This window comes from Rhizorhabdus dicambivorans, from assembly GCF_002355275.1.
GTDB classification, from domain to species: domain Bacteria; phylum Pseudomonadota; class Alphaproteobacteria; order Sphingomonadales; family Sphingomonadaceae; genus Rhizorhabdus; species Rhizorhabdus dicambivorans.
In genome coordinates, this window is record NZ_CP023449.1 from 3,858,382 (window position 1) to 3,878,526 (window position 20,145).

The window sequence follows — 20,145 nt, forward strand, 5'->3', positions numbered from 1 at the left end:
CCAGACCCTTGCCCGCGCAAACGAAAGCTGCCCGCCATGGCAAACCCGCGCCGCCGCCTGACCCTGCTCGCCTTGCCCCTGCTGGCTTGCGTTGCCTTCGCCACACCGGCTTGTGCGCAAAGCTGGGCCGAAAGCTGGTTCGACAATGTGACCTATACCAGCCCCGGCTCGTTCGAGGACCAGACCCGCGGCTATATCACCGCGGGCGGCATGTCGGGCCGGATCGATGTCCATAACGACTATCTCATGTCGGTCACGCTGCCCAAGGTCCGCGCGGGCTGCGGGGGAATCGACATGTTTTTGGGCGGCATGTCGTTCCTCGATCCCGACTATCTCGTCCAGAAGCTCGAAAGCATCCTTCAGGCCGCCCCGGCGGTCGCTTTCCAGTACCTGCTGGAAACCCTCGATGAAAAAATGGGCAACATCATCTCGAAGATGGAGGCGGCGACCAACTTCCTCAACTCGATCCAGGTCAACGATTGCCGGCTCGCCAACCGCATGGTCCAGATCGCCCGGGGCGACGACAATATGTCGGGCATCATCGAAGAGATGACCGGCTACAAGAGCGTCCGCGAGGGCTTCTCCAAGAGCTATCAGCAGAGCCGCGAAAAGATTCAGGCGAACCAGGGCAATCCGACCGAGGATCTGCGCGACGCGCTGGAAAACTGCCCGGCCGAGGTCACCGACATCTTCAAGACCGGCTCGCTCCTCGCCCATGCCGCCGCGCGTGTCGGCGCGTCCGACTGGGCCGGCGTCATGCGCGCCCGCGTCGGCGACGTCTATATGCGCTGGGACCCGGCGGACAAGGTACCGCTGTTCACGGCTATCCCCGCCTGCGCGCGGCAGGACACCGAGAGCGTCGATGATTTCCTGACCGGCAAGGTCCAGACCCGCGCGATCGCGGTGCCGCCGACCTCGGCCGACTGCTCGACCGACGGCAGCGGCAAGGGCGCGCTGGTGCTCGCGCGCGGCCGGATGGAGTCGATCGCGATCAAGATCCGCACGCGCGCCGCGCTGACGGCGGAGGAACGCCAGTTCGTCGCCAATGTGCGCACCCTCCCCGTCTATCGTCTTCTGGAATGGGGCGTGCGCCAGGGGCTGGTCGAGAGCGTGATCGGCGATACCGACGAACTGGTCGCGTTGACGCTCGCATACCAGATGCTCAACGACCTCACGCGTAGCATAGATTTTGCCGTGTCCAATGCCGAACGTGGCGTGACCGCCGCCGGCGCGGCCGATGCCGGCAGCGCCCGGATCTGCCAGACCCGCATCCTCGCCAAGGGCATTGAGCAATTGAGCGGGCTACGCGACGAGGTGCTGCGCCAGCGCGCGCAGATGCGCCAGTCCTACATGGCCGCCCTCAACCAGGCGAACCTCTCGGCCAACTATGCCGGGGTCGTGCGCCAGCGCGACCGTGATGCGCGCGACGCCGCCGGCGCCGCCGCCAACCGCAACCGCTGACGGAGGGCCGCGTCATGCACCGCTTAGTTCGCGCGATCTCGGTCCTGATCGCTCTCTTCTCGGCCAGTCCCGCGCTGGCGATCGATGCGAGTTTCCACACCTATGACGGCTTTGCGGAGACGGTGGACGCCTTCCGCCTCGTCTCGATGATCTTCGGGGATTCGCGTTACGAGACATTGGTGCTGATCGTCGCGGTGGTGGGCATCGCGCTCGGCGTCCTGCTCGCCAGCATCCGCGGGCAAGGCATGGGCATCGTCGCCTTCGGGTTCCAGATGCTGATCGGCGTCGGCCTGTTCGTCGGCCTGGTCGCGACGACGGGCACGGTCCATGTCTACGACCGCGTCCGCAACGCCTATCAGCCGGTCGGCGACGTGCCGAACCTCATCGTGCTGGTCGCGGGCATGACCAACATGATGGAGCGCGCGCTCGCGGAAGTGATCGACGACAACACCACCGATCCCCATGCCAAGCTTGAGTTCGGGGCGGGCGGGCACAGTTTCGACCTGTTCCTCAATGCAGCGAGCCCGCGCGGCCCGATGACCGACACGTTCCTTGACGCGACGATCAAGGACTATGTCCGGCAATGCTATCCGGTCGCGCGGGTCTCGCCCGCCTATGGCGTCGACGACGATCAGCTGTTCCGCACGGCGACCGATCTTCCTGCCGCCTTTGCCGCGATGGCGGGGCCGGCGACCTTCAGCACGGTGTTCACGTCCACCGACAAGGGCGGCACGACGGTGAGCTGCAACGAGGCGTGGGAACATATCTCGACACGCCTCTCCGAACCTGCGCTGTTCGACAATTATGTCGCGCAGGTCTGCACCCGCACCGGCTACGACATCGGCAATGCGACCCAGCTTCAGCGCTGCCGCTCCAACATCGGCGAACTTGGCCAGATGATGATGGATACGCCGCTCTCGCTCCAGCAGTTCCTGACCAATGTGATGCTCGGCAGCACGGTGGGCGATGTGCTGTTCGAGGACAGTCCTGCAACGGCGGCGCGTGTCATGGCCAATCGCGCTGTCGTCTCGTCAGGCCTGGCCACCATGTCGACGGCCAACGAGTGGATGCCCACGATCCGGGCGACGGTCTTCGGGATCATGCTCTTCATGATGCCCGTCGCGCTGCTGTTCATCCTCACCCCGATCAATCTGCGCGTGGCTTCCTTCGCCCTCGGCCTGTTCGTCTTCGTGGCGCTCTGGGGCGTGATCGACGCCGGGATCTATCAGCTGACGCTCGGCCGCGCGACCGATGTGCTGGCCGAGATGCGCGCCAACCATGTCGCGGCCAATGCCTGGATGCTGGCGCCGTCGTCCGCGATGAAGGCGCTCGCCATCTTCGGGAGTTTCCGCACCGCGTCCGCGGGTCTTGCGGGGGCGTTCGTCTTCACGGTTTTCCGGTTCTCCGGTAATGTGTTCACCTCGTTCACATCCGGCGCGCTCGGTGTGCAGGGTCAGGGCACGGCAGCCGCCGCACCGCTTGCCACCAGCGAAGGCTATGCCGGCGCGCTCGAGGCGCAGGCGGGAGCAGCGGGCACCATGGCGCGGCGGGGCGCGGCTTCGAACTTCGGGGATTTCGGGGAGCGCTCGGCCTTCGGCGCAACCCGTGCGTTCGGTGCCGCGAGCAGCGTGCTCGGCGAACATGGCGGCGGCGCCAGCGGGACGGCCGCATTCGGCATGGGCAAGCTCGATGCGGCACGCGAACTGGGCGGGCTCTCCCCTGCCCTCACCGGCCGCAGCCTCACCGATCCCGCGACCGTGCGCGCCGTGCGCGACAATGCCGCGACCAGTGCGATCCATAATTTTGCCGAGAAGGATGCGCTCCGCAGCCTTGGCACCGGCTATTTTGGCGAGGGGCAATCCGGGGAACGTTCGTTCGCGGCCTTCACGCAGAAGATGGTCCAGTGGAAGGCGTTCGGGGATACGCGCGCCTATGACATGATGCTGTCCGGAGCCCAGCGGCATTTTGAGAGGAACGGCTACGACCAAAAGGATGCCGCGCTCAAAGCCTCGACGGTGATCGCCCAAGCGTCGGCTGATCCGACCTTCGCCAAACTGATCGCCAATACCTTCGACCAGGAGCAGATGCTGCGCAACGATCTTACCGGCGCGCAGATTCAAGTCGGCGCGATGGAAGGCCGGCGCGATTTTGCTGGCGACAATGTAAGGCGGATCGAGCGCGGCAATGTCGCGACCGAGCAGGCGCATAGGACCGGCAGCAATGAGGGCCAGCGCAACGCCGCCTCCATGCTCGGCCTCTCAGTCCAGGAAACCTCCCGCCGCATCGCCTTTATCAATGCGCTATCCGGAGAGGCTCGGTCGACAGCCATTTCCCAACTCTCCCGCGCAACCGGCCGCAACGAGGCGCAGGTCATGCGGGCGCTCGAAACCTACAATGCCGCCGTGCAGGTCGGCACCGCCGACGGTGCGACCGTCGAGGCCGCGCGCGAGGGCGCCAGCGTCTATGGCCGCACCCGCGAGGCAGCGGGCTTCGATTTTGCGGAGCGGTCGGGCAAGCTCGACGCGCAGCGTGAGGTCGGTCACGACGGTACGCGCTCGGCCGCCCGGATCGGGGAGCAGCGGCGACAGGCCGACAATGCCGGGTTCGCGGAAGGCGCGGCCGCCGCGGGCATGTCGGTGCGCCAGGCCGCACATCTCGACAGCTTCATCCGCACGCTGTCGCAGGGCGCCGGCAATCAGGTCGACATGGCCGAAGGTGGTGCGGCCGGGATCGCTGACCGCGCTCGCAACGAACGGATGACGCGGATCATCGATAATGAGCGCCTGACGCGCATGCAGAAGCTGCTGGCCGATCATGGTGTCGACATGTCGAAGCGGCAGATCGCCATGGCGCAGAATGGCGATCTGAGCCTCAATCTCACCCCGGAGACGGCGGCGCAGATGTGGCGCGGCGGGCTCATCAACGAGAGCCAATTGGGCGCGGTCGCCAATGGCGGGCGGGCAAGGTTCTCGTTCGCCGACAACGATCTTCTCGTCTCCAGCTCGGTCGGGTTCCAGCAATCGGCCCGCAACGATACCTCTACGCGGTTCGAGGCAGGGAAACAGGCCGGGCCCGACACGATCGAGCATTTCCTCAGCAGCGGCGAACAGGGCCAGGCGATGATGCAGAACTGGCTCAAGGGCGGGTTCGAGATGGACCGTCATGGCAACTGGCGTCTGAACCCGCAGGTGGCCGATACGCTTACGCGCGACGTGCAGGCGATCATCGCGCAGACCGGGTGGCAGCGCGGGCTCTCGCGATCCGCGCAGGATAATGTCACGATCGGTACAAGCGTCGGCGCTCAACTCGGAGGCTCGGTTGGGGTCGATGAATCGGAGGCGATAGGCGGTCGCGGGCAGCCTGCAGAGAAAGGCAAGCAAGCGGGCCAAGCGCAGTCGCCACAGAAGACCACGTCGACCTCAGGTCGAGTGGGCGCCAGTCTTGGTTTTGAAAGTCGTGACGTCGGAATCAGCAACGAGACAGCACAGTCGTCGATTGACATCGTCAACTACGACGTGCGCGAAGCGATTGCCGCCGCCGAGCGCGAAGCCGCGCGCTCGAGCGACCCGGCGGCGACCTTCTCGCGTGAACTGTCGGACCGGATTCTTGGCCCGGATGGCATACGCAACCGATATCTCCATGATGCGGATTCCGGCCGGGCAACTTTCGACATTACCGGGCCCCTGACTTCGGTCGAACAGAACTCCGTCCTGAAGAGCGGTAGATTTTCTACGGACGTGGATGGCAGCCCCGGCGATGGCGACAGCAGCTTCAAGAATCGTTAGTGCTTGAAGAACCGACTAGGGTGCTGAAGGCTCAGCGGGTTGCCGATGTAGAGACCTCCCGACCGTGGATCGAATATATCGGTGCCAGCACGAAGGTCTTCCATTCCTCGCTCATGTTCCTCCCACATTCTTTTGGAGGTTCTGGCCACCGCTTCATCGGACACAGGCGTACCCTCGCCCGTCGATGAAAACCCGGCCACCCACTGCTGCACATAGCCGAGTCCAAGCACCATGAGTGCCGTCATCGGAAAGAACAGGAGGTTGAGAAAACCGGCCGCCGCACTGTCGTAGAACGCCTCAAGCGGCGCGATCCTGGTCGATGTAGCCATGCCAATCCACCAGACCGGAATTGCCGACCACCACAGCTTCGCGTACCACGGACGCCAGAGCCAATCGGACGGTTTCAGCCGAGGCGATGCCGGTTCGGGCGCTTGAATATGGGCGGCGTTGTTCATCGCTATATCCTCACTGGAGGACTATAGCAGAATTCTGTCGGTGTTCCATCATTTGTGAATCGGCTCGATCTGGAAACCGATTGGGAACAACGCTTCTAATCTATCGGCATTGACCCATCTTTGCGAACAGGGATCGATGTGGCGGCGTCAATTCCAGAGAGAGGGTATTGGCGCCGCCGCAATAACCGTCACCAATGTCAATGCATGACGGTCGTTCTTGCCAGTTCCGGTAAATGTCGCGGTTGGGACAGCTTTTGCGGTGTCCAACACGGACTGCGTCTCAGCCGCTTCTGCTGGGCATATGACTTACAAGGTCGGCACGAGACCGTGCATTTTCCATATCTCGAGCATCTCCATCCCCGGGCAACCCCATTCTCGGCACCTCCGCTGATGCGAGCGGCGGCGCGACCTGTAAGGCTGGCAGTCATGATGTTTTCAAAATCTGAAGTCCGGCTAACGGCTCGGAAATCATAAAATAGCGCATGGCACCTTCGCGCAAAAAGCCAGCGCACAACAATATCCAAGTTGGGGGTTGTTGTTGATGAAAATCCCGCGATTTCTGTCATGCTCCTCTGCAACTAAGAAGGAGGTGAGAGCATGGGGAGCGGTAACGAGCCGGGCAACGACGAATTGAAAGAACAAGCGCTGGAAATGATGGAGCAGTCCTTGGCGATCCTATACGCCTTGCAGGAACCCGCTGCTGCCGATCTCCACGATGTGATTGAGAGGGTCATGGGGTCGTCGGGCAAGATGGGGGAAGAAGGCGAGGTATGGGATTCTGTTTTTACCGATCTACCGCACCTGACCATGCGGGCCTTGTTCCTTCATCGCAATGACGGCTTTACCGTTGGCCAGATCGCACGCCGCCTCCGCATCAGCGAGGCCGACGCGGCGGAGCGCCTCGACCACGCTGTGCGCTATGTTCGCGCGCCTGCATCACCAAGAATATAGGCAGCGCTAGCGGAAAGACATTGCCCGGCCATTCCGCCAAAATCCATGTCGAACCGTAAGCCTTCAATGTACCTGCTGGTCCCAAACGCGAGCGGCTCCCTCTCCCATCACCTCCACCCTTTCCTCGCTGCTCCCGCACTTCACCTAACCACCACCCTTCCGCGCTGCTCGCCGCAAACAGGCTGACCTGCAGGCGTCGGAGGGGCGCCTGACCTATCCCGGCAGCAATTGCTTCTCCAACGCGGCAACAAGCTCCTGCCTCTTGCCAGGGTCCAACCGGTCCAGGTTACGTTGCTTCCACAAGACCGCGGGCAGTCGCCTCGCCTCATCAATGCCCGCAAGCGCCCAGTCCGGTTCACCACGCTTGAAGCCGACAAGGAATTGCCGATGAGTGTCAGGCATCCCGGCAACCATGCGCGCGATGATGTCTTCACGCGCTGATTCCAGTTCCGCCAGAGTGATCGGCTGGTGAGTCATTCCGACGAAACCGCGCTCGAACTCCTCGGCGAGCGGTTTACGGGCGGGAGCGAGAACCTCGGCCATCGGGCGATTATGGCTGGCGAGGTAGACGAGAAATGCACGTCGCAAATCGTCTGTGACGCCTTCGTTCGCCAGCAAGTCGCGGACGTCGAAGAGGTCGCGAGGGTGCTGCCGGTCGAGCGCCGCCACGATTTTTCCCGCATAGAGATCGGCGAAGGACACCACCTGAATCTCAGCAAAACCAAAGGCGTCCTCGACTGCGGGAACGACACCCATAACGACGGGATCATAGACCGTCCCGCGCAACACTGGCGTGACCTCGATCTTGATCTGCACATCATCCGCACGAACGATGAGCTTGGTGACGATTTTTTCGTCAGCGGAACGCGACGCATGAATCCTGGCTCCGACCAGTCCTTCCTTGATGCGTTCCTTGATCCGCAGCATCGCCGCATCGATCGTGGCGAGCGAGGTCGCGCGGTCCTCGATCGGCAGATAGGTGAGGTCGATGTCCACCGAAAGTCGCGGCAGGTCACGCACGAACAGATTGATCGCTGTTCCGCCTTTCAGCGCGAAGATATCCTCCTTCGCGACGTGAGGCATAACACGCAGAAGAAGAGCGACCTGTCTCCGGTAGCCGTCGAGAAACGCCATACAGCTATTCTCCCGCCAGGTCGGAGGGCACGGTGATGTTGTAGCGCCGGTCGAGCTTCCCTCCTTTGACCAGGACGCGTTTGCCCGATCCGAGATCCAGGCGGGAAACATCGAGCTTCGAACGCCAGGCATGGCCATGGCGATCCGCGAAGAAGAGGAAGAGACGCTTCACTTTTACGCTCGCGCACGCCTCAAGAAGTGTCTGAAGGCGACGTGGGCTGAGGTCGCTCATTCCTTCCATCAGCATGTCGACCTGATGGAAGCTCTCATGGGGAAGCTCATCGAGCAGTTCGAGAACGGCGCGTTCCTTGCTCGAACAGCGGATCGGCAAGGTCGTGCCGGCGGTGCTGGACATCCGGGGCGCAGGCTCGGGAGGAATCTCGCCGTCGACTGGAAACAGCCGGAGGCTGTTATGCCAGCGGAACGAGACATCGAGTGGCAGGCTGTCGAGCCATGTCGGCGGCCGGCTTGGCCCATAGAGATGGACTTCGCGCACCGTTATGGAGAGATAATGAGCGTAGCCCTGCTGTTCGAGCGCTGTGCGCCCGCCAACTGTCAAAGGCAGGTCCAACAGGGATTGCAGTGAGATAACGGCCTGTTCCCAGGTGAGCGGTCCACGCGAGCGGCGATAGACGCGCCGGGTCGGGCTATCGAGCCATCCCGCGCGAACATATTGGCTCCGCAGCGATGATGAGTAACCATGGGCTTCCATCCATGCCGCGTCGACCAGCAGGCTCTCTGGGAGATCCCGTTGCAGCCGGTTTAATTTTCCTAATGTTTGCGAAGCCATGCTATGCATTTTGACAGATTGGGAAACTACTGTCGAGTTTATTAATTTCGAAATTGGCTAAGCCTTGCTTGGCATTATCAGAGCTCGGCAAACTGGATCGTGCGACCGTAGGTCAATACACTTATCCGCCCTAGGCATGGCGATTCGCGGGCCAATTGACGGGATGCGCAACACGGCGACACCGACAGGACTGTCAAGGACTGCGCCGTTTCGCCCTGTGGCGCGGGCGGCGGGGTCCAGCCTCAATGATCCCTTGGTCGTTTCGAAGGATCTGCGCGTCGATGAGCGCCCTGGCGACAAGCTCTGAGCGCTTGTAGACGCCGTAACGCTGCTTTGCGTGGGAGACGAAATAGCGCACCGAGGTCTCGCTCAGACCGAGTATCTGGCTGATCTCCCAATCGCTCTTGCCGACGGCGACCAATGCCGTGCATTGAGCTTCGCGGCGCGTGAGCCTGGGTACGTCATGTCCGCGCGAGGCATGATGTAGTCTGAGGCCCGCCTTGAACCCGAAGGCAGCGACGATGTGGAGCGTCGTCAGTAGCGATGGCGAAGCCATGATCGGCTCCGCGCGTGCGAAAGTGCAAGACGCATGGGATTCGCTCGGTATGTGGAGCGGCACGGTGACACCGTGGACGAGACCATGCAGCCGCGCTTCTTCGAACAGGGCTGATTGTGTGCCTGTGAGATCGACATAACCGGGAATCTCGTCCCAGCTGAACGGGCGGTCCAGCAACTGGCTCACCTCATAGACTGGATCGATGACGTACGCGTGGCTCTCGGTGTAGAAACGCACGAACTCCGCCGGATAGTTGGTAATAACCAGCGCCCGTTCGACCAAGCGTGGGAGGCCGCCATGTTGGATCATCGCGACATAGGGGAAGCCCATTTTCGTGGCGGCATCAGCTAAGGCGGCGAGCAGCGCTTCCATTGAAGAAGCGGCATTGAAGCGTGAGAGTGTCTCACGCATTCTGGCATTGACATACATGGCATCCTCCTTGGGTTGTGTTGGCCGTGCACCGGCAAACGTGCCAGAAGAAGCCGTTGTGATACCTATGGGAGATAGGGGGCATTCACAGCCGTCAGCCAGCGCTATGGCTGACGCGTGAGGCTGCTAGGGCAATCGTGGATTCGCTGTTTCGAAAACCTGGCTCAGGATCCGCGACACCGCCGCCGGTATTATTCTCCTGCGAAACCTGCGCGGAACCGTTCGGCAATCGTTAGTCTGAAGCATCGTTACGATGTCCCACGCAATTTGGTGTTCTGACATTCGACTGCCTCCTCACGCCATCGTGCCGATGGTTCGCCGGAACCGCGCCAACGCAATGGCGAAGAAGATCGCGCCGATAGCAATGATAGCCAGGAACTGGGGCCAGACCACGTCAAAGCCCGCGCCCCGGTAAAGGATGGCCTGCGCCATCTTCACGAAATGGGTGGTGGGCGCGGCCAACATGACCGTCTGGACGAACTCCGGCATGCTTTCGCGCGGCGTCGAACCGCCGGACAGCATCTGCAACGGCAGCAGCACCAGCATCAGCAACAAGCCGAACTGCGGCATGGAGCGCGCGATCGTCCCCATGAAGATGCCGATGGAGGTCGTGGCGAACAGGTGCAGCCCCGCTCCGGCGAGGAACAGCGCGATCGACCCTTCGACGGGAACGGACAGTACCCCTTCCACCATCACGAAAAGCGCGAAAGCGCAGGCGACCAGGACAACGAGCCCCATGGCCCAGACCTTGCTGGCCATGATCTCGAACGGCGTCACCGGCATCACTAGCAGGTGTTCGATCGTGCCGTGCTCGCGCTCGCGGATCAGGGCCGCGCCCGTCAGCACGATCGACAGCATGGTGACGCTGTTGATGATTTCCATGACCGCGCCGAACCAGCTTTGCGCCAGCGTAGGATTGAACCGCACGCGCAGCGCCAGCTCGACCGGGACCGGCGTGCTCGCACGCGTGCCTTTCATGAATTCGGCAACTTCGCCCTGCACGATCTGCTGGATGTAGCCGCCGCCCGTGAAAGCCTGGCTCATCCGCGTAGCGTCAACGTTGAGCTGCAAGCCGGGTTGGCGTCCCGCAAGTACGTCTCGCTGAAAATCGGGCGGGATGTCGAGAGCGAACGTATAGCGCCCGGCATCCAGCCCCTTGTCCACTTCGTTCAGTCCCACGATCGAAGGGGGCGTGAAGTGCGGCGGATAAAAGGCGCCGGTTATCCGGCTGGAAAGCTGCGACTGGTCTTCATCGACGATCGCGATAGGCGCCTTGTGCAGCGTTTCCGGCATGGCGGTTGCCGCGACGTAGATCCCCACCGAGAACGAATAGAGGATCAGGAACAGCATCATCGGATCGCGCCACAGGCTGCGCAGTTCCTTGATGCCGAGCCGGTAGATGTTGGCCGCGTGGCGCATATCAGCTCTCCTGCTTACGCAGCAACGCGACACACAGCGCCAGGATGACGGGAAACGTCGCGAACAGCACGAGAAGGTCAGGCCAGAGGTCGGCGAAGCCCAGCCCCTTGGAAAAGACGCCGCGGCAGATGGTGACGAACCAGGTCGCGGGATATATCGATCCGATCACCGCGCCCGCCCCCTCGAGCGAGGACACCGGGTTGATCAGGCCGGAAAACTGCACGGCGGGCAGGATCGTGCCGATGGCGGTGGCGAACATCGCGGCAATCTGGCTGCGCATGAAGATGGAGAACAGCAGGCCGATGGCCGTCGCCGACAGCGTATAGAAGAGAGCGCCCAGCGTCATCGCGAGGAAACTGCCCGTCAACGGCACACCGAACATCGTGACGGCGAGGAACACCAGCAAGACATAGTTCAGCATGGCGAGCGCGACATAGGGAAGCTGCTTGCCCAGCAGGAATTCCACCTTGCTGATCGGCGTCACGTAGAAATTGACGATGGAACCCAGCTCCTTTTCCCGCACCACGCTCAAAGCCGTCAGCATCGCCGGGAACAAGAGCAGCATCATCGGAATCACGGCCGGCGCGATGGCTACAAGGCTTTTCACGTCCGGATTGTAACGATAGCGCAGCTCGATATTGACGAGACCCATCGATGGCCGCGCACCTGTTTCCTGCACGGCCATTTCACTGAGCCAGTGGGCATGCAGGGCCTGGACATAGCCTTGCACGGTCTCGGCCCGCTGCGGCATGGCGCCATCGACCCATACACCGATCTGCACCGGCACGCCCCGGCGCAGGTCGCGCGCGAAATTGGGCGGAATCTCCAGGGCCACGCTCAGTTCGCCCGAGCGCATCCGCCGGTCCAACTGGCTATAGTCGGTGATCGGCGGCCGTTCGATGAAATAGCGCGATCCGGCCAGGTTGAGGACGTAGTTCTCGCTGGTGGTCGTGCCGTCGCGGTCCAGCACGGCGAACGGCAAGTCCTCCACGTCCATGCTGATGCCATAGCCCATGATGAACATCAGGATGACGCTGCCCAGCAGGGCCAGGGTGGCGCGGATGGGATCGCGGCGCAATTCCAGCCCTTCGCGCCGGGCATAGCTCATCATCCGGCGCCGCATGAACCATGGGGAGCGGGCCGGTGCAGCCGAAATGTCCTGATCGGCCGCGGCAGGCGCGCCCGCAGGAACCGGATCGTCCCTCTTTTCTGTCGGCGTCTCGCCGCTCGCATCCTGAAGATAGGCGATGAACGCTTCTTCCAGGTCCGCCGCGCCGCGGTTCTCGACAATGGCGGCGGGGGTGTCGCTGACCAGCACCTTGCCCGCATGCATCAGCGATATGCGGTCGCACCGCTCCGCTTCGTTCATGAAGTGCGTGGAAATGAAGATCGTCACCTTGTCGCGCCGGGACAGGTCGATCATCATCTGCCAGAACTGGTCCCGCGCGATCGGATCGACGCCGGACGTCGGTTCATCCAGGATCAGCATTTCCGGCTTGTGGATCATGGCGACGGCTAGGCTGAGCCGCTGGCGCTGGCCCAGCGGCAAGGCGCCGGGCAACGCATCCATGATGCCATCCAGGCCGAACCGCTGCGCCATTTCCCTCACGCGGGCCGGCACTTCCCCGGCGGGAACATGGAAGAGCTGGGCATGCAGCTCGAGGTTCTGCCGGACCGTCAGTTCCGAGTAGAGCGAGAAGGCCTGGCTCATATAGCCAACGCGCCGGCGCGTCGCCATGTCGTCATTCTCGACCTCGCGGCCGAACAGCCAGGCCTGGCCTTCGCTGGCTTTCAGCAGGCCGGTCAGCATCTTCATGGTGGTCGACTTGCCGCAGCCGTTGGAGCCGAGGAATCCAAAGATCTCGCCGCGCTCGATGCGAAAATCGACATGATCGACTGCCGTGAAATCACCGAAACGCATGGTGAGCCCCTGCGCCTCGATGGCGATCTCGGCCTCGCCGCCGTCGCTGCGCGGCGGAATCTCCACCGGCTTGTGCCCGCGGCGGCGCTCCTCGGGAAGCATCGAGATAAACGCCTGTTCCAGCGACTGTTCGCCGGTGCGTGCATAGAAGTCGGCTGCGGTGCCGGTGGCCAGCACCTTTCCCGCGTCCATCGCGATTAGCCAGTCGAAGCGTTCGGCCTCTTCCATATAGGCCGTGGCGACCAGCACGCTCATGTGCGGGCGGTTCGCGCGGATGCGGTCGATCAGATCCCAGAATTGCGCGCGCGACATGGGATCGACGCCGGTTGTCGGCTCATCCAGCAGCAGGAAATCGGGATCGTGGATGAGCGCGCAGCACAAGCCGAGCTTCTGCTTCATGCCGCCCGAAAGCTTGCCCGCCGGGCGCTTGCGGAACGGCGCGAGGCCCGTGCTTTCGGTGAGGTCGGCAATGCGGCGCTCGCGTTCGGCCGCGTCCTGCCCGAACAACCGCCCGAAGAATTCGAGATTTTCGTCGATGGAGAGCGTAGGATAGAGGTTCTTGCCCAGCCCCTGCGGCATATAGGCGATGCGCGGACACACGGCGTTGCGGTGGCGGGCCTCGGCCATGTCGCCGCCCAGCACCTCGACCCGGCCCTCCTGGATGGCTCGCGCGCCCGCGATCAGGGAAAACAGGCTGGACTTGCCGACGCCGTCCGGGCCGATCATCGCCACCATGCGCCCGGCGGGGATTTCAAGATTCACATCATCGAGCGCCAGCACCTTGCCGTAATGCAGGCTCACGCCCGAAACGCGGGCGACAGCTTCCGTCATTGCGGCACGTTGACGGTCAGTTTCGCGGGCCATTCGGATTTCGGATCGATCCGCACATAGGCCATGCCCGGAAGGCCGGTCTTGACCTGGGTGATATAGCGATCGAGCAACTTGCGATCGATCTGCGCCTTCACGCGGAACATCAGTTTCTGGCGCTCGCTTTGCGTCTCCACCGTCTTGGGCGTGAACTGGGCCACATCGGCAACGAAGCTGACTTTCGCAGGGATCGCACGATCCGGAAGCGCATCGAGCACGATGCGTACATCGCTGCCCAGCGCCACCTTGCCCGCGACCGTTTCCGGCAGGAAGAAGGTCATGTAGACGTCGCCCAGATTGACCAGGTTGAGCACGCGCCCGCCGCCACCCACGACTTCGCCCGGCTGGGCGACGCGATATTGCACGCGGCCGGCCGTCGGCGCCTTGAGGTCGCTGTCGCGGATATCGGCCTCGATCCGCTGGATGGTGGCGCGCACGGCATCGACCTGCGAACGCGCGCCGATCACCTGGTTGCGCGCCGTCGTGATCGCCGCGTCGACGGCCGCGAGTTGGGCGCGAGCGGCCTCCACTGCCGCCGCCGCGCCTTCGACGCGGGCCTGATCGTCATCCCGTTCCTGCACGGCGGTCGCACCTTCTCGCGCCAGCGTTTCCGATCGCGCCAGCCGCTTGCGCGCCGCGTTCAGCTCCGCCTCACGCTGGCGGACGCCGGCGAGAGCCGCCGCCCGGTTGCTCTGCTGCTGCGCGACCTGGCTGGTCGCGATCTGGATGCCGTTCAGCGCCTGCGCCAGTTGCGCTTCGGCTTCGGCCCTCTGGGCACTCAGCACGTCCGTATCCATATGGGCGACGACTTGCCCCGCCTGCACGAACGCGCCTTCGTCGACCAGGATTTCGCGGATGCGGCCGGGCGATTTGGCGGAAACGTCGATTTCAACCGCTTCGATCCGGCCGTTACCGCCGACGATGCCTTCGGGCAAATCGCCGGGCTTGAGCACCTGCCAAAGGAGCAGAGCTACAACGACGAGCGCCGCCGCGATGCCGCCCCTGATGAGCCATGTCTTCCGGGACGCCGTCATCGCCTGTGTTCTCCGCCTTGATCGTTGCTGTCGTGGACGACTTCGGCGGGAAAGCCCCCGCCAAGCGCCGCGTAGAGGGCTATGCCGCTCGCCAGATGAGCGCGGCGCAACTGGATCAGCGCCTGTTCGGTGTCGAAAAGGTCGCGTTGCGCGTCCAGCACTTCCAAATAGGCCGAACGCCCGTTGTCGAACCGCAACCCGGCCAGCCGAGCCCGTTCGCGCAAGGCGTCCAGCGAGCTGCGCGCGGTGTCGATCCGCAACGCCAGTTGCCGGCGCCGGACCAGCGCGTCGGAAACATCACGAAACGCGCCCTGCACGGTCTTTTCATAGCTGGCCACGGCTTCGACCTGCCGCGCTTTCGCCAGATCGAGGTTGCCGGAAAGGCGGCCCGCATTGAACAGCGGCAGGGCGATCGTCGGGGTGAAGCTCCACGCGCGGCTCCCGTCGCCGAACAGCCCGTCGAGATCGGAACTCGCCGTGCCGAAGGCACCCGTCAGGCTGATATTGGGAAAGAACGCCGCCCGCGCCGCGCCGATATCGGCGTTGGCCGCCCGCAATTGATATTCCGCCGCCACGATATCAGGCCGGTTGACCAGAAGGTCGGAGGGCAAGCCCGGCGGAAGGGCGATATCCGGTCCGGTTTCGGCAAGACCGAGGGGCCCAGGCACGATCTCCACGGGCCGCCCGACCAGCAGCGCCAGCGCGTTGCGGTTCACGTCGCGGTCCTGCTCAAGCGCTTGCAGCGCATCCTGCGCCTGCGCCAGCAGCAACTGCGCCTGGGTCATTTCGAGCTTCGAGCCGGACCCGACTTCATAGCGGCGGCGCATGATCCGCAGTGAGTCCTCGCGCGTGACGATCGTCCGCCGGGCAAGCGCGAGGCGTTCCTCATATTCGCGCTCCAGCAGATAGCCATTGGCGACCTGCGCGATCAGGCCGGTGGCAACGGCGCGCTTCGCCTCTTCCGTCGCCAGATAACGATTGCGCGCGGCGTCGTTCAGGTTGCGCAGACGGCCCCAGAAATCGATTTCCCAGCTCGCGCTCACCTGCGCGGTGACCTGCTTGATGTCATAGCTCTGCGTGCCTGCGCCCGGCAGGCTGATGATGGAACGACCCCGCGTGCCGGTGCCGACGGCGTTGAGTTCGGGATAGAGCGCCGATCCCTCGATACGCCAGGCCGCGCGCGCCTGATCGACGCGGGCCGCGGCGATACGGATATCGCGGTTGTTCTCCAGCGCGGCCGCGATCAGCACACGCAGATGCTCTTCCCGGAAGAAATCATGCCAACCGATCCGCGCGATGGACGCGCCCAGCGCGGCTGGCGCGGGATAGTCCTGCGGCACCGGCTGGGCCGGCCGGACATTGGGCGGCGCGAAGGAACAGCCGGACAGGAAAGATGGCACGATCATCGCCGCCATGACGGCCCGGAACCCGCATAAACGGCCAGTAATATGAGCGCTGCGAGCCATCTAGTCCGGTTCCATTCTGGTTCAAACAGGCGGTACGCCTATGGGCAAGCACCTCTCCGGACTATTAGTATCTACACTTAGTGGTTTTGATATTGCCCGGTATCACTTGCCGATCAAGCGCGAAAGCTGGAATGAAGCAGCGATGGGCCGCGAGCGATTCATGAAAGATGACGGCGCCGCATCGGGAACCGGCTCGCGTCTGCCTGCCCGCGATCCCAGGGGAGGAAGGCCGCCACAGGAGGTCGCAGCCCGGCTTGGACATCATATCCTCGAGACGGCGCTTGCCCAATTCATCGCCGGCGGCGTCGAGGGTACGAGTATGGAAGCTATCGCCGCCGCCGCACAGACATCGAAGCGAACGCTCTATTCCCGCTTCGGCTCAAAGCTCGCCCTGCTCGTCGCCGCCATGGAACACAGCCTTGCCCGCTATCTCGATCCGATCGCGGCATCGGTCCCTCGAGGAAGCACCCGCAAAAAAATCGCCTATATCGCTCGCAGGATGCTCGACCTGTCGCTTCAAGGCGATGTCGTGGGCATCGAAGCGCTCATCATCTGGCTGGCAAACCACAATCCGGGCATGATGCGGGCACAGCCCGCGATCGGCACCCAGTTCGGCATCGATCTGATGCAGACGATCCTTGCCGAGGCGAGCGAACCGAACAGCGAGGAAGCAGGCGATCTTCCGTTCCTCGCTGCTTTTCTCTTCGACGCGCTGGTCACCGTGCCGCGCCAGCGCATCCTGCAGCGCCATGATCTGCACAACACCACCCGGACAAAGGCTGCCTATATCGAGCGAGCGCTCGACCTCATGGCAAAGGCCATTCCGTTCCTGAACGAAGGGCGCGGTAACCGCCTCACATCCTGAAGCCCTCGCCAAGATAGCGATGCCGGACTTCGGGGTTGTCGAGTACCGCTTCTGGGCCGCCCTCGAACAGCATCCTGCCCTGATCGATGATATAGGCCCGCTCGACCAGTTCGAGCATCTCATGCACATTGTGGTCGGTCAGAAGGATCGCCACGCCTTCTCGCTTGAGCTTTCGCACCATCGCCTTGACGTCGGCGATCGACATGGGATCGATGCCCGCGAACGGTTCATCGAGCAGGATGACCGAGGGCGCTGCCGCCATGGCCCTGGCGATCTCGCAGCGCCTGCGTTCCCCGCCGGACAACCGCTGTGCGGGAACGTCGCGAATGTGGGCGATATTGAACTCGGCAAGAAGTTCATCGAGCCGCGCGGCAGCTACATCGCGATCGGCGATATGCAGTTCGAGCACGGCCGCGATATTCTCCGCAGCCGTCATGCCGCGGAAGATCGATCCTTCCTGGGGAAGATAGCCGAGGCCCAGCTTCGCTCTTCGATCCATGGGAAGCGCGGTGACATCCTGACCGCCAATCTCGATCCTGCCGGCATCCACGCTCATCAGGCCGGCAATCGCATAGAAGCAGAGCGTCTTGCCGGCCCCGTTTGGCCCCAGAAGCCCCACGATTTCGCCTGCCCGCACTTCGAGCGCGACATCGTCAAGCACCTTCCGCTTGCCAAAGGACTTCTCGATCCCGGCGATCGAAAGAACCGTCGGCGCGCGCTCGACTGCGACCGGTCCGATTGACGCGGGCGCAAGCGGCTCGCTCTCCGAACGCGCGGCCGGCGATACGAGTTGGGCATCATGCCCGAGATTTCCGCCAAGGTCCCTCAAAAGCCGGGTCAGTACGCGTCTCCATCCCGGCCGGCCAGCACCAGCGCAACCGCTGCCATCATGGCGATCTCGCGGATCATCCATTCTCCTTCAATTTCCCGCAAAATTGCCCGGGATGACGACCGCCGTACACTGTATCTCCAGGCAATGCATCGCCATCGTGAACTATACCTAGTGGCTTTACGCTCAATGATTGAGGCTCCTTTTTCTCCAGCAGGCCATGGCCGAATATCCCCGCGCCCGCGGTTGCGACTGGCCGTCAGACAGCCGTCCGGTCGCAACCAAGCTCCGTGCGGCTTGCATTCTATCTTACCTATGCAGTACCGTTCGGCATAAGAAGAACCGGGAGGGGCGGCCCAAACATCTGCTGTGGAATCCTGTCGGAGAGACGAGGCACCTTCCAGCGGAACTCGGAGTATATAGTCATGGCCACGTCCCCTCCGCCTTCCGACGATCCGCTGGACGGAATCAGCGAAACGCTCGACCGCACGGCATCGGCGGCCATCGCGCAGACGACTTTCGGCCTTTCGCCGGCCACGCTCCTGCTTGCCATGGCCGATTGGGGGATTCATCTCGCCACGTCGCCGGGCAAACAAATGCAGCTTGGCGCCAAGGCCATCCGCAAGCATGCCCGGCTTTTCGACTATCTGCAGCGCCGCATGGAAGACAGCGAGGCCGAACCGGCCATCGAACCATTGCCGCAGGACCGGCGCTTCGCCGATCCCGCCTGGAAAGAATTACCTTTCAATCTCGTCGCTCAGGCCTTCCTGCTCAACCAGCAATGGTGGCACGCCGCGACGACAGGCATTGGCGGTGTCTCGAAACATCATGAAGACATGGTGGAATTCGCCGCACGGCAGATGCTGGACATGCTCGCGCCGACCAACTTTCTCGCCACCAATCCCGTTCTCCAACACAAGATCGCGGAAACAGGTGGCCAATGCCTGGTCGACGGCTTCCGGCACCTGGTCGAGGACATGCAGCACATGGCGCGCGGCCTGCCGCCGGTCGGCGCCGAAGCCTTTCGCGTGGGCGAAAACGTCGCCACGGCCAAAGGCAAGGTCGTCTACCGCAACAAGCTGATCGAACTGATCCAGTATGAACCGACCACGGACACCGTGCGGCCCGAGCCAATCCTGATCGTGCCCGCGTGGATCATGAAATACTATATTCTCGACCTGTCGCCCGAGAACTCGCTGGTCCGCTGGCTGACGGCGCAAGGCTTCACCGTGTTCATGATTTCGTGGCACAATCCCGGCAGTGCCGACCGTGACCTCGACATGGACGCCTACCGGCACCTCGGACCGATGGCGGCGCTCGATGCGGTGACGGCGATCACCGGCGCGACGGGCATCCATGCCATGGGCTATTGCCTGGGCGGCACGCTGCTCTCGATCGCGGCCGCGGCCATGGCGCGCGACGGAGATGACAGGCTCGCCAGCGTCACACTGCTGGCCGCACAGACGGAATTCAGCGAGCCGGGGGAATTGGGCCTGTTTATCGACGAAGGCCAGCTCAACCTGCTGGAGAACATGATGTGGAGCCGGGGCTATCTGGACAGCAGCCAGATGGGCGGCGCCTTCCAGATCCTGCGTTCCAACGATCTGGTCTGGTCGCGTGTGCTCGCCACCTACCTGATGGGCGAGCGCGAACCGATGAACGACCTCATGGCCTGGAACGCCGACGGCACACGGATGCCCTATGCCATGCACAGCCAGTATCTGCGCCGCCTGTTCCTCGACGACGACCTGGCCGAAGGAAAATACCGGGTGGATGGGCGAACCATCAACCTTGCCTCCATCCGCAAACCGCTGTTCGTGGTCGGAACCGAGCGCGATCATGTCGCGCCATGGCATTCCGTCCACAAGATCCACCTGCTGACCGGGGCCGAGATCACTTTCGTCCTGACCAGCGGCGGGCACAATGCCGGCATCGTTTCGGAACCGGGCCACAAGGGCCGCCGCTACCGCGTGTTGACCCGCGAGGTCGACGGCACCTCCTACGATCCCGAAGAATGGGCAAGCCGCGCCGAGCAAAAGCAAGGCTCATGGTGGACGGCGTGGGGAGAATGGCTGGCCGCGCGTTCGGGAGAACCTGGTGCGCCGCCGCCCATGGGCGCAGCGGACAAGGGCTATGCGGCGATCGCCGATGCTCCCGGCCATTATGTGCTGGAGCATTGAGCA

14 protein-coding genes are annotated in these 20,145 nt (G+C 63.2%); 5 read left to right on the top strand and 9 right to left on the bottom strand.

Features of this window, described 5'->3' with window-relative positions; translation table 11 throughout:
* Positions 1 to 36 precede the first annotated feature (36 nt).
* Both CMV14_RS18165 and CMV14_RS18170 read left to right on the top strand, forming a co-directional pair.
* Positions 37 to 1,461: a conjugal transfer protein TraH gene (locus CMV14_RS18165; protein WP_021246290.1), complete on the top strand. Its 1,425-nt coding sequence runs from the start codon at positions 37 to 39 to the stop codon at positions 1,459 to 1,461.
* Between the two features lie 14 nt (positions 1,462 to 1,475).
* The gene (locus CMV14_RS18170; protein ID WP_021690792.1) at positions 1,476 to 5,246 is read left to right on the top strand and encodes a conjugal transfer protein TraG N-terminal domain-containing protein; all 3,771 of its coding nucleotides are present in this window, start codon (positions 1,476 to 1,478) and stop codon (positions 5,244 to 5,246) included.
* On the opposite strand, the gene CMV14_RS18175 is transcribed toward CMV14_RS18170, so the two are convergent.
* Entirely contained in the window at positions 5,243 to 5,701 is a 459-nt protein-coding gene (locus tag CMV14_RS18175) for a hypothetical protein (protein ID WP_021246288.1), read from the bottom strand. The two genes, CMV14_RS18170 and CMV14_RS18175, sit on opposite strands and share 4 nt — an antisense overlap.
* Before the next feature lie 597 nt (positions 5,702 to 6,298).
* Between CMV14_RS18175 and CMV14_RS18180 the strand changes: the two genes are divergently transcribed.
* Positions 6,299 to 6,652 (top strand): hypothetical protein, encoded by a 354-nt coding sequence (locus tag CMV14_RS18180; RefSeq protein WP_013846840.1) that lies wholly within the window; start codon positions 6,299 to 6,301, stop codon positions 6,650 to 6,652.
* 213 nt (positions 6,653 to 6,865) lie between these two features.
* Here the strand turns inward: CMV14_RS18180 and CMV14_RS18185 are convergent, their stop codons facing one another.
* The 7 genes from CMV14_RS18185 to CMV14_RS18215 form a co-directional block, all read right to left on the bottom strand.
* The gene (locus CMV14_RS18185; protein WP_037484334.1) at positions 6,866 to 7,786 is read right to left on the bottom strand and encodes a nucleotidyl transferase AbiEii/AbiGii toxin family protein; all 921 of its coding nucleotides are present in this window, start codon (positions 7,784 to 7,786) and stop codon (positions 6,866 to 6,868) included.
* A gap of 4 nt (positions 7,787 to 7,790) precedes the next feature.
* Entirely contained in the window at positions 7,791 to 8,576 is a 786-nt protein-coding gene (locus CMV14_RS18190) for a type IV toxin-antitoxin system AbiEi family antitoxin (protein ID WP_021690794.1), read from the bottom strand.
* A 193-nt stretch (positions 8,577 to 8,769) separates the two neighbouring features.
* On the bottom strand, positions 8,770 to 9,561 hold the full coding sequence (locus CMV14_RS18195) for a helix-turn-helix transcriptional regulator (protein WP_021246285.1): 792 nt from the start codon (positions 9,559 to 9,561) through the stop codon (positions 8,770 to 8,772).
* 294 nt (positions 9,562 to 9,855) lie between these two features.
* Positions 9,856 to 10,980, bottom strand: coding sequence for an ABC transporter permease (locus CMV14_RS18200; protein ID WP_021246284.1), 1,125 nt, complete (start codon positions 10,978 to 10,980; stop codon positions 9,856 to 9,858).
* 1 nt (position 10,981) lies between these two features.
* Complete coding sequence (gene rbbA / locus CMV14_RS18205; RefSeq protein ID WP_021246283.1) at positions 10,982 to 13,732, bottom strand: ribosome-associated ATPase/putative transporter RbbA; 2,751 nt, start codon at positions 13,730 to 13,732, stop codon at positions 10,982 to 10,984.
* Complete coding sequence (locus CMV14_RS18210) at positions 13,729 to 14,802, bottom strand: HlyD family secretion protein (RefSeq protein ID WP_021246282.1); 1,074 nt, start codon at positions 14,800 to 14,802, stop codon at positions 13,729 to 13,731. The genes rbbA and CMV14_RS18210 overlap by 4 nt, the downstream gene beginning before the upstream one ends.
* Entirely contained in the window at positions 14,799 to 16,208 is a 1,410-nt protein-coding gene (locus CMV14_RS18215) for an efflux transporter outer membrane subunit (protein ID WP_037484510.1), read from the bottom strand. The genes CMV14_RS18210 and CMV14_RS18215 overlap by 4 nt, the downstream gene beginning before the upstream one ends.
* 100 nt (positions 16,209 to 16,308) lie before the next feature.
* Between CMV14_RS18215 and CMV14_RS18220 the strand changes: the two genes are divergently transcribed.
* Positions 16,309 to 17,133 (top strand): TetR/AcrR family transcriptional regulator, encoded by an 825-nt coding sequence (locus CMV14_RS18220; protein WP_021690795.1) that lies wholly within the window; start codon positions 16,309 to 16,311, stop codon positions 17,131 to 17,133.
* Here the strand turns inward: CMV14_RS18220 and lptB are convergent.
* Entirely contained in the window at positions 17,123 to 17,872 is a 750-nt protein-coding gene (gene lptB / locus CMV14_RS18225) for an LPS export ABC transporter ATP-binding protein (RefSeq protein WP_047169120.1), read from the bottom strand. The two genes, CMV14_RS18220 and lptB, sit on opposite strands and share 11 nt — an antisense overlap.
* A gap of 515 nt (positions 17,873 to 18,387) precedes the next feature.
* On the opposite strand from lptB, the gene CMV14_RS18230 reads away from it, so the two are divergent.
* A complete protein-coding gene (locus tag CMV14_RS18230; RefSeq protein WP_021246278.1) occupies positions 18,388 to 20,142 on the top strand; it encodes a PHA/PHB synthase family protein in 1,755 nt (584 codons plus the stop codon).
* Positions 20,143 to 20,145 lie beyond the last annotated feature (3 nt).